Annotated in this window: 17 protein-coding genes and 1 other RNA gene; 15 read left to right on the top strand and 3 right to left on the bottom strand. The window is 44.9% G+C overall.

The features are described 5' to 3' along the window. Positions 1-3 precede the first annotated feature (3 nt). Positions 4-450: a hypothetical protein gene (locus tag D0A37_RS10035; RefSeq protein ID WP_242723721.1), complete on the bottom strand. Its 447-nt coding sequence runs from the start codon at positions 448-450 to the stop codon at positions 4-6. Between the two features lie 61 nt (positions 451-511). Between D0A37_RS10035 and D0A37_RS10030 the strand changes: the two genes are divergently transcribed. After that, positions 512-727 carry a hypothetical protein gene (locus tag D0A37_RS10030; protein ID WP_242723719.1) on the top strand — a complete coding sequence of 72 codons (216 nt, stop codon included), beginning with the start codon at positions 512-514 and terminating at the stop codon, positions 725-727. Positions 728-870: 143 nt separating this feature from the next. On the opposite strand, the gene D0A37_RS10025 is transcribed toward D0A37_RS10030, so the two are convergent. Then, a complete protein-coding gene (locus D0A37_RS10025; protein ID WP_242723718.1) occupies positions 871-3,357 on the bottom strand; it encodes a putative PEP-binding protein in 2,487 nt (828 codons plus the stop codon). 72 nt (positions 3,358-3,429) lie between these two features. On the opposite strand from D0A37_RS10025, the gene D0A37_RS10020 reads away from it, so the two are divergent. Then, positions 3,430-4,116 carry a ComF family protein gene (locus D0A37_RS10020; RefSeq protein WP_242723715.1) on the top strand — a complete coding sequence of 229 codons (687 nt, stop codon included), beginning with the start codon at positions 3,430-3,432 and terminating at the stop codon, positions 4,114-4,116. 136 nt (positions 4,117-4,252) lie between these two features. Here D0A37_RS10020 and D0A37_RS10015 read toward each other — a convergent pair whose 3' ends face one another. Beyond that, entirely contained in the window at positions 4,253-4,807 is a 555-nt protein-coding gene (locus tag D0A37_RS10015; RefSeq protein ID WP_242723712.1) for a 2'-5' RNA ligase family protein, read from the bottom strand. Positions 4,808-4,927: 120 nt separating this feature from the next. On the opposite strand from D0A37_RS10015, the gene D0A37_RS10010 reads away from it, so the two are divergent. From D0A37_RS10010 to D0A37_RS09950, 13 genes are all read left to right on the top strand, one after another. After that, the gene (locus D0A37_RS10010; RefSeq protein ID WP_006632991.1) at positions 4,928-5,194 is read left to right on the top strand and encodes a YciI family protein; all 267 of its coding nucleotides are present in this window, start codon (positions 4,928-4,930) and stop codon (positions 5,192-5,194) included. Between the two features lie 23 nt (positions 5,195-5,217). Continuing rightward, positions 5,218-5,314, top strand: an RNA gene (ffs, locus tag D0A37_RS10005) — signal recognition particle sRNA small type. Positions 5,315-5,337: 23 nt separating this feature from the next. Then, positions 5,338-5,721, top strand: a complete 384-nt coding sequence (locus tag D0A37_RS10000) for a phasin family protein (RefSeq protein ID WP_006632990.1) — start codon at positions 5,338-5,340, stop codon at positions 5,719-5,721. 198 nt (positions 5,722-5,919) lie between these two features. After that, on the top strand, positions 5,920-6,363 hold the full coding sequence (locus tag D0A37_RS09995) for a hypothetical protein (RefSeq protein WP_242723709.1): 444 nt from the start codon (positions 5,920-5,922) through the stop codon (positions 6,361-6,363). Between the two features lie 34 nt (positions 6,364-6,397). Next, entirely contained in the window at positions 6,398-6,973 is a 576-nt protein-coding gene (locus D0A37_RS09990; RefSeq protein ID WP_242723706.1) for a Uma2 family endonuclease, read from the top strand. A gap of 90 nt (positions 6,974-7,063) precedes the next feature. Continuing rightward, entirely contained in the window at positions 7,064-8,410 is a 1,347-nt protein-coding gene (locus D0A37_RS09985) for a DNA phosphorothioation system restriction enzyme (RefSeq protein ID WP_242725462.1), read from the top strand. 86 nt (positions 8,411-8,496) lie between these two features. After that, positions 8,497-8,772, top strand: a complete 276-nt coding sequence (locus D0A37_RS09980) for a hypothetical protein (protein WP_242723704.1) — start codon at positions 8,497-8,499, stop codon at positions 8,770-8,772. Then, positions 8,769-10,835: an AAA family ATPase gene (locus D0A37_RS09975; RefSeq protein ID WP_242723702.1), complete on the top strand. Its 2,067-nt coding sequence runs from the start codon at positions 8,769-8,771 to the stop codon at positions 10,833-10,835. The genes D0A37_RS09980 and D0A37_RS09975 overlap by 4 nt, the downstream gene beginning before the upstream one ends. Further along, positions 10,825-11,481 (top strand): Uma2 family endonuclease, encoded by a 657-nt coding sequence (locus D0A37_RS09970; RefSeq protein WP_242723701.1) that lies wholly within the window; start codon positions 10,825-10,827, stop codon positions 11,479-11,481. The genes D0A37_RS09975 and D0A37_RS09970 overlap by 11 nt, the downstream gene beginning before the upstream one ends. A 49-nt stretch (positions 11,482-11,530) precedes the next feature. Then, positions 11,531-12,184, top strand: coding sequence for a Uma2 family endonuclease (locus D0A37_RS09965; protein ID WP_242723699.1), 654 nt, complete (start codon positions 11,531-11,533; stop codon positions 12,182-12,184). 12 nt (positions 12,185-12,196) lie between these two features. After that, positions 12,197-12,526: a nucleoside triphosphate pyrophosphohydrolase gene (locus D0A37_RS09960; protein ID WP_242723697.1), complete on the top strand. Its 330-nt coding sequence runs from the start codon at positions 12,197-12,199 to the stop codon at positions 12,524-12,526. 134 nt (positions 12,527-12,660) lie between these two features. Further along, complete coding sequence (locus D0A37_RS09955; RefSeq protein WP_242723695.1) at positions 12,661-13,131, top strand: DNA phosphorothioation-associated protein 4; 471 nt, start codon at positions 12,661-12,663, stop codon at positions 13,129-13,131. Positions 13,132-13,141: 10 nt separating this feature from the next. Next, positions 13,142-14,200: an endonuclease/exonuclease/phosphatase family protein gene (locus D0A37_RS09950; RefSeq protein ID WP_242723692.1), complete on the top strand. Its 1,059-nt coding sequence runs from the start codon at positions 13,142-13,144 to the stop codon at positions 14,198-14,200. Positions 14,201-14,217 lie beyond the last annotated feature (17 nt).

The following is a 14,217-nucleotide window of genomic DNA, read 5'->3' as shown; positions in this document are numbered from 1 at the left end:
GTCTTAGAAAGAGTAAACTCGCCCTTTTTCATCAATATAAACTGAGCGGTCTTGCGTAGTGCGGGGCTCTGATCTGGTGATGCGAATCGTCAGAATGTTTGTCTGCGAGTCAACGTTATAGTCGTATTTCAAAGTTGCGTTTCCTCCTGCGGTATTAATCGGAATATTGGCAATGTCGCCGGTGCGATTGCTGATACGAACAATGATGTTTTTGCTGGTTCCGACGGGCAAGGATGACAAGCTGGCACCTGATTGACCGTATTCTAGGTTTAATCCCGTTTCATTTAACAGTCTGAGGGTAATGTTGCGAGTATTGTCAACCTGCGCTTGAGGTTGCCAAAATCCGGGTTTTGTTCCGCCGTCAGTTGCAGGTTGAGATAATGCTGGGTGGGGATGCAGACAGCCGAGGGCGGCAAGTATTGCTGCGGTTGCAATAATTTTTGATTTCACTGTTTCTAGCTCCTGGTCAAGTGTTAATGATATTTCTATCCTAACTTAAAAATCGGAGCTTTTGATAGCGGAAGGAAGAAGGAAGAAGGAAGAAGGAAGAAGGAAGAAGGAAGGAGGAAGAAGGAAGAAGGAAGAAGGAAGGAGGAAGAAAGAAGAAGGAAGAAGGAAGAAGGAAGAAGGAAGAAGCAATAAAAATAAGAGTTTCACCAATTACAAATCTCCTCACGGTCTAATTACAAATGTCCTCACTGTCTGCGCGGTTGATATATTTAATTAGAAACCGGGTTTGTTTCTGTAGTTGTTAATAGTTCTGCACGCACGGGTGGTCTAGAAACCGGGTTTGTGAGCGGGTGGCTGCTCGCAAAAGCTATGATTTAGAGTAGAAACGGGATTTCTGAGGTCAAATGCGTCCGGGACTGGTTAATTGTTAATTATCGATCGAGCGGCTTCTAGTAGCAGGCGCTGTTCGGCGCGGACGATCGCCCTACAAGTTTGTTCTACAGCATCGACATTGACCGAAATAGACGAAATTCCCCACCGCACGAAGGATTCAACGGTGTTAGGATACAATGCTGGAGCGTCGCCGCAGATTGAGCAAGGAATGTCGGCGGCCCGGGCCTGTCGGATTAATTGTTCGATCGCCCTCATCACTGCTCGATCGCGCCCGTTGAAAGCACCTGCTACCTGGTCGGAGTGGCGGTGAATTCCTAACAGCAATTGGGTTAAATCGTTAGTGCCGATGGAAATTCCTTGAACTCCGGCTTTTACGTAATCTTGCAATAAAAATAACACCGAAGGAACTTCCGCCATAATCCACAGTTGAAAGTCTGTTGAGCGGTTTTTCAAAACTGTTTCTAAGCGCTGGCGGCAGTAGATAAAATCGTCAACTGAGCGCACGAAAGGCAAAATTAAATTAACATTTGTATAGCCTGACTCGCCGACTTTTTGAAGTACGCACAGTTCCCAATCAAATAATTCGGGTTCAAAGGTATAACTGAAACTGCCGTGGGCGCCTGACTCGCGCAAATCGAGCGCTCGATAAAATATTGGCCGCGGCGAAACGGCGGCAGCAAATAAACTGAGGCAATCCGCCATGCGATCGACAAATTCCGATTTGCGACCGTCTTGTAGCCAAACTTTGGGGTTTTGACAGTCCAAGGCTTCCAATGCCATTAATTCCGATCGCAGCAATCCGATGCCGTCTATTGGCAGATTTTTGAGGCGGTCAATCGAACTTGTTTGGCTGACATTAACTAGCAGTTGAGTCGCTGTTGGTGGGCCCCAAACATATTGAGTAGACTCAGATTGTGGAGATTTAGGCGCGGAATTTGACGATCGATCCGAGGTAGAAGATTGGTGCTTGGCTATTGACATTTTCGCTGCTGTACTGTACTGGTCTGCATTTTTTGCTGTGTCCCGAAGTCGGCGGCTGTCTCCTGTCTCGATCGCATCCTGTTCGGCGATGGCAAAAACTTCTCCGCTATCGCCGTCTACCAACACCGAATCGCCCGAGGCGATCGCCCGAGTGGCCCCTGCCACTCCCACAACGGCGGGAATCCCCAATTCTCTCGCTAAAATGGCGCCGTGGCATGTCAGGCCTCCTTGTTCCGCAATCACCCCAGCAGCAACCTTCAGCCAAGGCAGCCAATTCGGATCGATTGTCCGGGCTACCAAAATGCCTCCTGCTAAGAATTCCGCGTTTTCTGGGTGGGAATTAGTCATAACTTGGGCAATTGCTTCGGCTTTTCCTGATGCTGCTGCCACACCTCTGAGTATCGCAGGAGTTCGGGCTGGGGCGATCGAGTTTGGCTGCGGGAGGGCGATCTGATTTTCCTCTATCGGCGCGACTTTTTCCCCTTTCACAAGACGAACTTGAGTGAAATAAAACTGCGGTTCGCTGCTGTTTGCTGTCTGATTTAACGTCCACTCCAAAATTAAATCCGAGTCAAATTCGGCGATCGCTTTTTTACTCAATTCCATGATTTCTCGCAGTTGCGCTTCCTCTAAAACGTATTCTGTTTGTGCTTCTTCTCCCAGGGCTAAAACTTGCACGCAACAGTCACCAAAATCATGAAGTAGAAATGGAGAATCGGGAATGGGGAAAGCAGAAAACTTGCCGATATGCAGTTTTTTTTTCGGTTCTCCATCGCCGAGTTTGAGATTGTAGGCTAATGTTTTGTAACCGATCCGCTGGAATTTAACGGCGGTTGTTTCCGGCTGCACTTGATAGTAATCGGGGATGGTTTCTCCCCTAGCGAGGGACAATCCCAAACCGCTGGTGGCTTGGATTTCCCACTGTGCACCCGCCTTTGTTTTTACCTCGCCTGCGGCGATCGCTTCTTGAAGTGGCTGCACCAAAACTGCGGGATTGATTTGCTGTACCCGCAGGCCGCACCGCTGCCAGTAAAATAGACTTCGGGCTCTGAACATTTCTGCCCAAGCTCGTTTGAGTCCTGCCCCAATGGCTTCTGGTTCTGCCGGTACTGCCTGAGATTCCAGAATGCCGACTGTTTTCGGGTTCCAGGAAGTCAGGGAAGGGCGAAAAATTAAGGCTGTGGAGTTTAAGTTTGACTTTGAGTTGAGTTGAGAAACCGCAGACTCTAGGGTGGAGAGCAGTGAATCTGGCAGTTTGCTGGCGAGGATTTGGTGGCGGATGCTGCGGGCGATCGATTGCAGTTGTCTGGGTTCATCGACATTCAAGTGCAGGGAAGAGTGTGGCCAGTCAGCAAACAGCGGTTCTAGGCACTCGATCGACTCTAAAAACTGCCAGAATGTGGTAGCTGGCACGACAAAACCCGGTACAACAGGATGCTTTTTCTGGAGCAAACAGCTCAAGTAAAATGCTTTTTCTCCCACTGCCTCTCGGTCTGAAGGTTGAATTTCGTCTAGCCAGTAGAGGTTTTTCACGCTGCGATCCTGTCAGTGGAAACAAATTGAATTTGATAGTTTTTCCCATTAATCACTTACCACAATTTTAGGATGAAAAAGCGACAATGGACGGGATTAGTCAAATCTTTTCTCAATCTATTTCTTAAGTCTAACTGTCCTCTTTGTCAGCGACCAGCCGCCGGAGAGTTTTGTCCGTACTGTCACAAGCAACTTCAGCGATGTCAGTTAAGCGATCCTGGTCGATTTTGGCATTCAGAGCAGCGTGTTTTTGTGTGGGGTGAGTATGGCGGGGCTCTTAAACGGGCGATCGCAGCTTTGAAATATGACGGCAATCCGCAATTAGCCAAACCTCTAGGCGGCTGGCTGGCAGAATCTTGGCTGAGTTTTCCCGAATTAGCTATAGACAATCTAACAGTTGTACCGATTCCCATGCACAAAGAAAAGGTCAAGGAGCGCGGTTTTAACCAAGCGGAACTGTTGGCTGAAAGTTTTTGTGATCTGACTGGTTTGCCTTTGCAGCGGCACGGTTTGGAGCGGGTGAAAAATACTCAGGCTTTATTCGCTCTGACGCCACAGCAGCGGCAAGCGGAAATGAAAAATGCTTTAAGTTTGGGGAAAGATTTTCGTCGTCGCCTCCCGCGCGATCGAGTGCTGTTAGTTGATGATATTTACACTAGCGGTACTACGGTTAAGTCGGCAATTCAAATATTGAAACTGTCGGGAATTTCGGTTTATGGAACTGTGGCACTTGCAACTCCGAATAAGAGCGATCGGTAAGTTGTGACTGGCTTTAAGTTTAAAAAGGTTTGTAGTGAGCACATGATATTAATCAGGATTTGCTAATAAGATTTTTTTGGGAAAACGAACCGCGAAGACGCGAAGGACACGAAGAAAGAGAAGGGAGAGAGAGAGTTTAGGTCGAAAGCGGGAACTGTTTGCTGATGTTCCATCGGCTGCCGTTATGAAGCAGCAAGGTTAACGCCGAAGCGGTAAACTCAAAGTGGAGCGATCGCCCGGAGAATTCCAACCAAGCCGTTTTAAAATTCTCTTTAGTTAAATCGCGAAAGGCTACTGTCATGTGCGGTACAAATGGGCGAGTCTGAGAAACTCGATCGACAATTCCCAAATTTGCCTCCAAATAACTCATCAAATCTTTGTGAATCTCCAGCAATTCGGGTGATTTGACAACATCAACGTAAATGACGCGGGGCGCGAAAGCAGCAAAACCGGATAGAGTAACGGGAATGGGCAGCCGATTTGCAGAAAACTGGTTCAAACTTTCCTCTAATTTGGGAATATCCTCCGCTAACGAGTGAAAAGGAGGTTGCAGCGTGATGTGCGGCGGCGAATTCAAAGCACTGCGGCTGTTGTAGGAGGCCGCAAAATACCGTTGAATCTCAGTAATCTGCTGTTCAATATCAGGAGGTGGCACTAGGGCAATAAAAAATCGCTGTTTTGACTGGTTCATCGGATAACATCGCAGTTAAGAAAGGATTGTGCAAAATGGAATATAGAGCATTTGCCCTAGATCCCATTGCTGATCACCCATTCCCAATCTAAAATATAAAATCTAAAATCCCAAATAAAAATGCCTTGGTTTGTCAAAATTGAGCAAGGAATTGTCGAAAAGCCTGTCTTTGACCAATACGTGCCAGCTCACAGAGCTTATGTCCGAGAGTTGATTTCTAAAGGACACCGAGCGAAAACTGGCTACTGGGGGCGGCGGGGCGGCGGTATGTTGCTGTTTGAGGCTGGTTCGATGGATGAGGCGAAGGCGATCGTCGCTGAAGACCCGCTGGTGAAGAATGGTTGCGTTATTTATGAAATTTATCACTGGTGTGTGGTTGAAGAATAAATAACTGTGTTATACTCATTTATGAACTGGACCCACGCGATTCCAACGCCCAAATCTTGTCAGGACCGGAAGGTAGCAGCAACACGGGATGCTTGTAATAGGCGTGGTCTCCGGTTCACCCAGTTTTTTGAGGTGTAGCTCCTATGCCTGGTTTCGGAGATATTTTACAAAAAGCAGTTTACCTTGGTGTCGGGCTAGCTTCCTACGCTGGTGAAAAAGCTGGCAGCAAGTTAACTGAATTACGCACTGAAGCCCAAAAGCTGGCAGACGAATTAGTCAAGCGTGGCGAGATGTCAACGGAAGAAGCTCGCCGGTTTGTTGATGACATGGTGCAACAGGCTCAGCAGCAGCAGCCCCCCGTAGCATCGGCTGGGAACGAAAAACCGGCTGAACCTCGGCGGATTGAAATTATTTCTGAGGAAGAAGATGTCTCGGCAAAAGATGCTAAAGAGACAGGCGGCGTAGACAAGCTCCGCGAACAGGTGCAGAATTTACAAGAGGAATTGCGGCGGCTGAAGCGGGATTAAACTCAAAAAAGCTCGCTCAGCAAAGCATGAAGGGAACTCAGGATAATACTCTTGAGTTCCCTTTTTGAATATCTCCCCTGTCTGATGTGGACGGATATCAGGCAATAGGTAATAGAATTGAAAGTAGGTGCAAGCACTTCACATGAGGCTGGCTGCACTTGTCTGTAAAATATTTTGTAATAGCAAGCTGTCAAATTCATGGAAGATTGGTCTAAAGATTTTTTCGGAGTAATGGAAAATGCTGTTTCTGAAGTAGAGCATTTTTTCAGCGAAATGGGCGAAGAGTTTGTCGAAATGCTGGACGTTTTGGCAAAAATGTCGGAAGAGTTTACAGAAGAAGTACAAAATAATCTGATTAACGACATTGACGGTTATTTCAATGAATTTGACGGTTTATTTAATGAATTTATCGAACCGATAATTGAAATTTGCCGCGACTTCGACCCGGAGTTTGATGAGATAGATTTGTCGATGGTGACTTATGTAGACCCTTCGCCGACGCAGCAGCCGGCTTGTCGCGGTTGTCGCAACTATCACGGTCAAGTTTACGGGGGAAATTTGTTGGTTTGTGCGATGCACCCTACTGGTGTGGAATCGGAGAGTTGTGCTGATTGGGAAACAGACGGCGATGCAGATTTTTAATGGCGGAGTTGATTTGTTGAGGGGTTAATGGCTTATGGTAACGTCAATTCAGTCTCGGTCAAAGATTTCTCTGGAAGAGTTTCTGCTATTGCCAGAGACTAAGCCGGCTAGCGAGTATGTTGACGGGCAACTTTCTCAAAAAGCTATGCCCCAAGGAAAACACAGCACGTTACAAACTCGTTTTGGGAATAGAATTAATCAGGTGGGAGAACCGCAAAAGTTAGCTTTTGCTTTTTCAGAATTGCGTTGCACTTTTGGGGGACGTTCTATTGTTCCAGATATAGCAGTGTTTGAGTGGTCGCGCATTCTTCTCAATGCTAAGGGAGAAGTAGAAAACAGGTTTGAAATTGTGCCGGATTGGACAATTGAGATTTTATCGCCGGATCAAAATCCAACTCGCGTCATTAATAATATTTTGTTTTGCTTAAATCACAATGCTAAACTGGGTTGGTTGATTGACCCGGCAGAAAAATTAGTTCTTGTTTTTAAACCGCAGCAGCAACCAGAGGCGAAAGAGAATCAGGATATTTTACCTGTGCTCGATGTGCTGTCGGATTTGCAACTGTCGGCGGATGATTTGTTTGGGCTGTTAAGTTTCGAGCGCCCGTAAGTTAAAGTTGAGTATAGGGAATTTTGCATCTAACGGCATTTAAAGGTGAATCGCTCAACGGCTAATAATTCGCAATTTGGGTTTCCGAAGATGCCGCCATCGCTGCAATTGCGGCAGTATCAGCGAGTGGCGGTTGCTAATTGGTTTGCGAATCAGGGACGCGGTACGCTGAAGATGGCGACGGGTAGCGGCAAGACGATTACTGCGCTGGCGATCGCCACTGAATTATACAATAAAATTAACCTGCAAGTCCTGCTCGTAATTTGCCCTTACTGCCACCTGGTGAATCAGTGGGCGCGCGAATCCGAGAAATTTGGTTTAAAACCTATTTTGGCTTTTGATAGCGCCCGCAGTTGGCAGAATAAGCTGGCTGGGGGTTTGTATGAAGTGCGCTCTGGCGAGCGAGCATTTCTCACAATCATCACTACCAATGCTACCTTAATGGGAGATAGTTTGCGATCGCAACTGCGCTATTTCCCCGAAAAAACCCTGATTATTGGAGACGAAGTTCACAACTTAGGCGCACCCCGTTTAGGAGAAAGTTTGCCGCGCAATATTGGACTGCGACTCGCCCTTTCCGCCACCCCAGAAAGGCATTTCGACGAACAAGGAACCGAAGCTATTTTAGATTATTTCGGCCCAGTTTTGCAGCCGGAACTCACCTTAGCAGATGCCATCCGCCAAAAAGCATTAGTACATTATTTATACTATCCAATTTTAGTAGAATTGACAGAAGCGGAAACCCGCAAGTATTCCCGCTTAACTCAAAAGATTGGCTGGGCGCTTTGGGGCGATGAAAAAGTCGAAGAAAACGATGCTTTAACGACTTTATTAATGCAGCGAGCCCGGTTAATTGGGGCAGCGGCTAATAAATTAACAGCTTTGCGAGAATTAATGATTCACCGTCTCGACACAGCCCATACTTTATTTTACTGCGGCGACGGTGCGATAGAAGGAGGTGCGCGCCGAAATAACAACCGCCAACTAACAGAAACCGCGAAGTTATTGGGTTCAGAATTAGGCTACCGAGTTAACACTTATACGGCGGCCACTCCTTTAGCAGAAAGAGAACGATTGCGCCAGCAATTTGAAAGTGGAGAATTGCAAGGTTTGGTAGCGATTCGATGTTTGGATGAAGGCGTGGATATTCCTGCAATTCGCAATGCTGTAATTTTAGCAAGCAGCAGCAATCCGCGCCAGTTTATTCAGCGCCGGGGACGGATTTTGCGGCCGCATCCGGGGAAGGAAAGGGCAACTTTATTTGACATGATAGTTTTGCCTCCAGATTTGGGTCGTGAAACCTTAGAAGTCGAGCGCAATTTGCTGCGAAAAGAGTTGAAGCGGTTCTTGGAATTTGCCGATTTAGCCGACAATGCTGGGGAAGCTAGAGTGAAATTGCTGCAACTTCAGAAGCGTTACGGGCTATTAGACATTTGACATTTATTAAGCTTCGGTTTATGTTTGAGAATAGAGAATTATTTGATCGCAGTTTGAGTTGCTAGTTTTTAATATTTGAAAAAAAAATGACTGAAAATCTGCATGAAAATCTGATTATGGCATTTAGATATGAAGATAGTGCGATCGCAGCCTTACCGACAAGCATTTTAGCAGAAAAGCGTTCTTCTTATCAAACTCATCAGGAATTCAGCGACGTACAGGAACCTATTACTAGCGCGCCGCCCGAAGTTCGACAAATTATTGAGCGGGTATTGGAAATTGAAAAAGATAAACTGTACATGAGAGCTCCCCGCCACATTAACGATGACATTTTAAAAATTATCAAGGAAGCCATTGTATGAAGTTAATCTCAATTACTCTATGCAATTTTCGTCAATTTTATGGCAAAACTCCCGAAATAAAACTAGCTTGTGGGGTACAAAATATTACAGTAATTCACGGAAATAATGGCGCTGGAAAAACGGCCTTAATGAATGCCTTTACGTGGGTACTTTACGGACAATTCAGCGCGGCTTTTGCGGCAGAAGAACAATTAGTAAACAAGCGCGCTCTGGCTGAGGCGGAAATGGGAAAAGCCGTAGGTTGTTGGGCGGAAATTGTGTTTGAACATGACAGCACGCGCTACCAAGCAAAACGCATCTGTCGTGCTTATAAAAGTGAAAATACTGTAGAACATGGCAAGGCTGAATTGTTTCTGAATGTAGCAAAAGATAACGGTCTATGGCTGAAGCCGGATCAGCATCCCGATGATATTATCGGGCGGATTTTGCCGGAAAGTTTACATAAATATTTCTTTTTTGATGGGGAGCGAATCGAGCAAATTGTCCGCTATGACAAGAAGGCAGAAATTGCGGAAGCTACTAAGGAGTTGCTGGGGGTGGAAGTGTTGAATCGCTCGATCCGGCATTTACTAGAAGCCAAAAAATCTCTTGAGACAGATTTAAATATAATTGGGAATGCTGAAACGAAGAAACTTTTAAAAGACAAGCAAAAAATTGAGCAAGAAGCTGAGCAACTTTCGAGCCGACAAGTAGAAATCGAGCGGGAATTGGCCAACCAAGGGGAGTTAAAAAAAGCCGTTAATGGTAATTTGTTGGAACTTAGCGGTGCTGCGGATTTACAAAAGTTGCGAGACGAATTGGAAATGCAGAAAAGTTTATTAAAACAACAAATTCTACAGGCTACAGATGCTCTAAAACGAGCAATTTCGGTGCGCGGCTATGGGGTATTTCTGTCAGATGCGGCGGCTGAATTTAAAGTAATTGTTGAAGGTTTGCGGGAAGGCGGCTCGTTGCTTTCTGGGATTCAGCGACCGTTTTTGGAAGAGTTATTAGCGCAGCAGCGGTGTATCTGCGGTGCCGAATTGGTGGAGGGTTCTGAGTCTCGCCAACAGGTTAGCGGTTGGATGGATAAGGCGGGTGTTGGGGATGTGGAAGAAACAACTATTCGGATTAGCGATCGGGTAAATGAAATTGATAAACAAGTGGCTGATTTTTGGGAGGAAATTGACCGACAGCAAGGGAATATCAGCCGCGACAGAACCGAACTTTCTCGGGTGGAAAATCAGTTAGACGATATTCACAACAAGCTGCGAAATTTTCCTGACGGCGATGTCAGCCGCTTGCAAAAGCGCTTGGATGAAATTGAGGCAAAAATTGGCGATTTGCACCGGGAAACAGGCTCTAACCAGCAGCAGATTGAGAGTTTGAATGTGCAGGTGTCGGCCTTGGACAAGCAAATCGACAAGCAGCAACTGAATGAGCAAAGGCAAGTATTAGCTCAGCGCCGGATTGCTGCGGCTCAGGATGCGATCGATCGCCTAACTGAAGTGCGATCGCGCTTAGAAAAACAGTTTTGTTCTCAGTTGGAAAAGCGGGTGCAAGATATTTTCAGTCAAATTTCTTTTACTCCTTATATCCCAAAGTTGAGTGATAAATACGAACTGACGCTAGTAGAAAATACGTCGGGAAAAGAATCTTTGGTTGCCGCTTCTACAGGAGAGAATCAAATTCTCAGTTTATCGTTTATCGGCGGAATTATTGAGGGCGTGCGTGAGTGGAGTCAAAAAAATACTTTGATGGGCCCGGATAGCAGTACGTTTCCAATTGTAATGGATTCTCCCTTTGGCAGTTTGGACGAGATTTATCGCAAGCAAATTGCAAATAAACTGCCGAAGTTGGCGAATCAATTGGTAGTTTTGGTAACTAAAACTCAGTGGCGCGGAGAAGTTGCTCAAGAGATGGAAAGTTGCACCGGCAGGGAATACGTGCTGGTGTACAATTCTCCGAAAGCTGATTGTGAAGAAGATGCGATCGAACTCGGCGGGACGCGCTATCCTTTAGTTAGGCGCAGTCCAAATGAATTTGAATATACGGAAATTGTAGAGGTGGATTATGGCTTCTAATTCGGCAATTACGCAGGTTTTGGAAACGGATATTTGGGTGAAGGCGACGTGGGAAGAGTTTCTAAATTTTGCTGAGGATTCAGCATGGGAAAAGGGGAAGTTTTATTACTATCAAGAACACATGAGGGTAGAAATGTCACCAGTAGGGCCCTTGCACGGGCGTCATAATTCAATCATCCCGTATGTAGTTATTCTGTTTGCTACATTGAGAAATATCCGAGTAGTTCAATTTGCTAATGCCAGTTTTAGGAAAGCAGGTATTCGTGAGTTTCAACCTGATTTAGCTTACTACATCGGTTCAGATTTGAGAGTTCCTCCTAATGACAGCAATTCACCTGTTGATTTAAATCAATACGATCCGCCTAATTTGGTAATAGAAATTGGTGCATCTTCTTTTAACGATGATTTAGGCAGTAAGCGGTTGCTTTACGAAAATGCAGGAATTAGTGAATATTGGGTTGAACGTGCAAACACGCGGGAGGTTTTTGCCTTTGCGATTAATGGCGGAGGTAGCCGGAGAATTCAAGAGTCGCGGGTCTTACCAGGGCTAGAAATTGCGTTAGTTGAGGAAGCTTTGAATCGGAGTCAAACGCAAGATGATGGGGAAATTAATCGCTGGTTGATTCAAACTTTTAGTCAAGGTTGAATGGAGTTTGACGTGGAATTTGAATATACAGAAATTGTAGAGGTGGATTATGGCTTCTAATTCGGCAATTACGCAGGTTTTGGAAACGGATATTTGGGTGAAGGCGACGTGGGAAGAGTTTCTAACTTTTGCTGATGATTCAGCATGGGAAAAGGGCAAGTTTTATTACTATCAAGAACACATGAGGGTAGAAATGTCACCAGTCGGGCCATTGCACAGTCGTCATAATTCAGTAGTTTCGAGAGTTGTCAATTTTTATACGGCTTTTAGAAATATCCGAATAGTGGAGTTAATTAATGCCAGTTTTCGCAAAACAGGTATTCGGGAATTTCAACCTGATTTGTCTTATTATATAGGTGCAGATTTTGAATTACCTCCTCGCACCAAGACGCCAATTAATTTGGATGTGTTTGCACCTCCAGCTTTAGTGGTGGAAATAGGAGCATCTTCTAGTGCGGATGATTTGGGAGTAAAGCGTTTAATTTACGAACATTCTGAGGTTCAAGAATATTGGGCAGCTAATGCAAATACGAATGCTGTATTTGCATTTGCTATTACTGCGGGAGGGAGTGGGACAATTCAAAATTCATTGGTTTTACCTGGCTTAGAAATAGCGTTAGTGGAGGAAGCTTTGAATCGGAGTCAAACAGAAGATGACGGGGAAATTAATCGCTGGTTGATTCAAACTTTTAGTCAAGGTTGAAGGGAGTTTAACGTGGAAAAAGAGTATCATAAGTTGGTGCGCGATCGCATTCCTGAAATTATTCGCCAAAGTGGGAATGAATGCGAGATTGTAATTTTGTCTGAGGCAGAATACCGTCAAGCTTTGCGGCAGAAATTGATTGAAGAAGCGGGGGAAGCGGCGGAGGCTGATGAGGAAGATTTGGTGGCGGAATTGGCGGATTTGTATGAGGTGATAGATGCGGTGATGGTGAGTTTTGGCATTTCGGGCGATCGACTTTTGGACGAACAAACGAAGCGGCGGGAAGCAAGAGGAGGTTTTGCACAAAAAATTATGTTATTGCGGACAAAAAGTCTAAAATAACAATACCTGTAGAGCGAGTTTAACGCGCCATACAATATCTCCCGCCACCAATTTAGATAAAATCTGCCCACGGGGCCGAGATAATTAGATTATTTACCAATGTAGTTGTATCAAAATTTAGATAGTTATTTGCAATGGTTGCTAACAAAATTAGAATTGCTAAAGATAAAGCGGAGTTAGTCAAATCATTAACTTTATCGGATAACAACTCCGCGCCATTTCAGACTTACGCCGATGTCATCGCCTTCGCCGCCGCGTTGGGAAATCAGCGGAAAAAACGATCGCCTTTAGGGGAAATTTCTAAACGAGAACCGGGGGCGATCGATGTTGATATCTTTGTATCCAGGGGTTACGATATGGCGATTAAGTTAATTGCGATCGCCGAAACCAAAAATCCTCAAATCCTCTCCCATCTCGACGAAAAATTGGAAGCAGAACGCTTGCAAATTTTTGAAGAATATGCTAACGGTGGACTGGAAATTTTGCGCGAAGAGTTGCGGGGCGCGGCGGATTATACCGATCGCCTTTTGTTGGTTTTGATTTCAGAAAGAGACAACCAACATCGGTCAAATGAAGAATTCGATTTAAGCAAGTTCTTATTTTAATAGATTCCAAATGAAGTATATACTAGCAGATGTAATAAATAAAGGGCTTAAGGAATCTGCAAAATTTCTTGCTTACAGTTACTCAGCATTTATTATCTGTTATTTCATTCTCAAACTAATTTTTTGGGATAGACTGTGGATTATTGCCTTAATTAGCACTTTTATACCCTTAATTTTTTTCCCAACTTTCCTGCTTCCCATCATCGGCTTGTCAGTTATCAAAAAAAGATGGTTTACTATTATTTCGGCGATCGCCTGCATTCTTCTAATAAGTTGGCTGCACGTCAAATACTTTTCTCCCGCACCCATCAACATCACAGATTCGCAGCCCAGCATCAAAATTTTATCCCATAACCTCAGTTGGCATAAAACTCAGTCACCTACTGTATTTAAACTGATTCAGAAGCAAAAACCAGATATTATCTTTTTACAAGAAATCGTTAGGAAACATACCGAAAGAGCTTTCACCTGGTTAAAAGCAGACTACCCCTATCAAATTGGCACTCCCCCTGTAGGAATTCTCAGTAAATATCCGATTGTATCCAGCGAAATACTGCACTTAGCCGGCCATCCAGAAACGCAGCAGCGGGCAATTATTAAATTTAACGAACAAGAAGTAGTGATTTATAATATGCAAGCTACCGGGCCGTGGTTGAAACTCTCTAAAAAATGGCGTTTTCTCAAAATTCCAGTTTACAAATATGACAAACGTTCGCCTGAAATCCAAGACTTAGTGCAGCGAGTTGAGCGAGAAACTCTGCCAGTAATTGTCGCGGGCGATTTTAATATGACAGACGAAACTCAAGACTATGACAGCGTGCAGAAAGTCTTGCAAGATTCTTTCCGAAAATCTGGATTTGGGTTTGGTTTTACCTGGCCTCACGGTTGGGAACTTAAGTTATTGGTAAAAAGCTCGAATTGGAGATTAAATTATCCGGTTTGCCGGATTGATTATATTTGGTATTCCAAGCATTGGGGTGCTAAATCGAGTTCGGTTTTGGAGGCAACCGAGTCCGATCATTTGCCTGTAGGAGCCGAACTCATTTTATTGACAGCGGCTAGATTGTGAGAATTAGTCTATACTAT

It is taken from the genome of Microcoleus vaginatus HSN003 (assembly GCF_022701255.1).
Classification (GTDB): domain Bacteria; phylum Cyanobacteriota; class Cyanobacteriia; order Cyanobacteriales; family Microcoleaceae; genus Microcoleus; species Microcoleus vaginatus_B.
The sequence above is the reverse complement of the archived record's forward strand: the minus strand, read 5'-3'. Positions and strand labels throughout refer to the sequence as shown.

Coding starts and splice junctions, on each gene's coding strand:
- D0A37_RS10020 (WP_242723715.1), top strand. CDS start 3,430: ATGAAAAAGCGACAATGGACGGGATTAGTCAAATCTTTTCTCAATCTA.
- D0A37_RS10015 (WP_242723712.1), bottom strand. CDS start 4,807: ATGAACCAGTCAAAACAGCGATTTTTTATTGCCCTAGTGCCACCTCCT.
- D0A37_RS10010 (WP_006632991.1), top strand. CDS start 4,928: ATGCCTTGGTTTGTCAAAATTGAGCAAGGAATTGTCGAAAAGCCTGTC.
- D0A37_RS10000 (WP_006632990.1), top strand. CDS start 5,338: ATGCCTGGTTTCGGAGATATTTTACAAAAAGCAGTTTACCTTGGTGTC.
- D0A37_RS09995 (WP_242723709.1), top strand. CDS start 5,920: ATGGAAGATTGGTCTAAAGATTTTTTCGGAGTAATGGAAAATGCTGTT.
- D0A37_RS09990 (WP_242723706.1), top strand. CDS start 6,398: ATGGTAACGTCAATTCAGTCTCGGTCAAAGATTTCTCTGGAAGAGTTT.
- D0A37_RS09985 (WP_242725462.1), top strand. CDS start 7,064: ATGCCGCCATCGCTGCAATTGCGGCAGTATCAGCGAGTGGCGGTTGCT.
- D0A37_RS09980 (WP_242723704.1), top strand. CDS start 8,497: ATGACTGAAAATCTGCATGAAAATCTGATTATGGCATTTAGATATGAA.
- D0A37_RS09975 (WP_242723702.1), top strand. CDS start 8,769: ATGAAGTTAATCTCAATTACTCTATGCAATTTTCGTCAATTTTATGGC.
- D0A37_RS09970 (WP_242723701.1), top strand. CDS start 10,825: ATGGCTTCTAATTCGGCAATTACGCAGGTTTTGGAAACGGATATTTGG.
- D0A37_RS09965 (WP_242723699.1), top strand. CDS start 11,531: ATGGCTTCTAATTCGGCAATTACGCAGGTTTTGGAAACGGATATTTGG.
- D0A37_RS09955 (WP_242723695.1), top strand. CDS start 12,661: ATGGTTGCTAACAAAATTAGAATTGCTAAAGATAAAGCGGAGTTAGTC.
- D0A37_RS09950 (WP_242723692.1), top strand. CDS start 13,142: ATGAAGTATATACTAGCAGATGTAATAAATAAAGGGCTTAAGGAATCT.